The following is a 2,097-nucleotide window of genomic DNA, read 5'->3' on the forward strand; positions in this document are numbered from 1 at the left end:
ATACACAGATAAAGAATGCTCTAAAAGTTTTAAAGAAATAGAAATTTCAAATCCAAATAATGAAAAAGGAAAAAGCAAGAATAAAGAAAGTATGAGTAAGGGGGATTTGTATCTTTATAACATTAATGAAAAGGGAGAATTTGGTAGCAATGGTAGTATAGGAATAGTTAATGGAGTATTGTTTGAAGATTTATTAAAGCATTTAAGTTATATTGTAAATGAAGAAGAATTGCTTTGCGAATTAGAAGTTAAATACCCCCAAAAACTAAATAATAAAATTATATTTGCAAGTGATAATATAGATCTAAATACCTCTTTTGCACCAGGGACTTATATAAGCTTACAACTAGAAAAAGAAAGCGATGAAAAACTAAAATGGGCTTTTGTAGAATGCGAAAGCAAAGAAAAATTAAATTTATTATTACATGATTGCAATGGTTATATTGATGAAAAAAATCTTAAGGTATTATTTGAAAATGATGATTTGATTTATAATGAAAGCTATGAAGACAATATTTTATCCTTTTGCTTACCTATAAGTAGAAGCAATGAGCCTAAAGAAGACATACAAGATTATAAATACTACATAGTTTTATTTGCTTATAGCAGTGAAAAAACTATACCTAATTTAGAAGATCATTACATCATCATAGATATGAGCTTTAGAGTGGGAGTTGGAGATGATGATAGTGTAAGAGAGGGGGTGTTAGGGGGTATGAATAACACAAACAACAGCAATTTAGCAAAAGACATCATTTATACAAATTATATTTTTAGCGTATTAGAAGCTATAGATTTTTTAAAAACTTGTTGTAAATTACAAGATAAAAACAAAACAAATGATAATATCTTTTTTAAAACCTACCCTCAGCTTGCTGGAAAAATTGCTTATATTTATTATAGGTTTGATTTAGCGAATGAAAAATTTATAAAAAGCGTAAAAGATGGAGATGAATACATAAAAAAAAGAAAGAAATTTTATACAACTGCCTCAGAAGTTTATAATCAAAATCCCATTTATAGACTTACCTTTGAAAAAAAAATTCAAAATGAAAACATTCATATAGAAATTATAGAAGATTTTTTAAAAAACTTTGCCAAAAGAATAAATATAAATGAAAAAGATTTACCTATAATTACAAATAATCCTAATAACGGGGATTCTGGGACTTATGATTTTACAAATAATATTTTAAGTTTAAACCCAAAAACGTATTTTATTGATTTCATCGATACTATTATACATGAATTTAGACATTTTTATGTTAGTCATATAAATATCAACTCCAACAATAGCTTAGAAAGGTTACTTTTTTTAAACACAGTAAATTTGTATATACAATGGAATTATCATGATATTTTTAATGCTTACAATAAAAAATGTTTGCTTTTTGATAGCGTAGAATATGGAACACAAAAATGTTTTATAGATAAAACCTACTATGAAAGTAGAAAAAAGATTGTAGTTACAAAAGATAAAAAAAAGAATTTAACAGACTCTCCTTTATATTTTATACAACCAAGCGAAAGAGATGCCAGAATTATTGCTGGTAAATTTAGAGAAAAAATAGGAATAATATAATGAATAATATAGGACCATTACCAAATATAAAAAAATATGAACATTTTTTACAAACTAGAAAAGAACCAAACGCACTTTATCTAGGTGTAAATACTAATATAAAATGTTTTAACAATATATGCCCTAGTGAAAAACAAGGTTGGTTAATTGGACACTTGATAGATAGTGAACTTGATAAATTTTACAATCCCAAATTTGGTATTTATTTAGGTAAAATCATATTTAATAAAAAAGGCAACAAACTCATTCCAAAATATATACCTACAAGTATTGAAAATTTAGAAGAAGAGGTTAAAAAAATCAAAAATCCTCTATGGATAGCTGAAAAAAATGATGATTATGTTAAACCTAAAATTATACCTACAACAGAAGGACAAAGCTACCATATAACAAGCCCAAACAATCTAGAATATCAATGCAAAATAGAAAAAAATACAACCATACTAAATCAAGAACAAATCTTATCCTATGTAAAAGAAATTCATAGTAAAAATGCAAGAATAATCCAAGACTAT

1 protein-coding gene and 1 pseudogene are annotated in these 2,097 nt (G+C 25.5%); both read left to right on the top strand.

All coding sequences use genetic code 11. The features are described from left to right. On the top strand, positions 1-1,582 hold a 1,582-nt coding region (locus ACOTVC_RS08560), incomplete at its 5' end, for a hypothetical protein (RefSeq protein WP_421628331.1). Next, a pseudogene (locus tag ACOTVC_RS08565) lies at positions 1,582-2,097 on the top strand (hypothetical protein); the annotation flags it as partial. The gene ACOTVC_RS08560 and the pseudogene ACOTVC_RS08565, both read left to right, overlap by 1 nt.

The sequence above is a fragment of the Campylobacter sp. GB48 genome (assembly GCF_049221845.1).
Lineage (GTDB): Bacteria > Campylobacterota > Campylobacteria > Campylobacterales > Campylobacteraceae > Campylobacter_D > Campylobacter_D lari_C.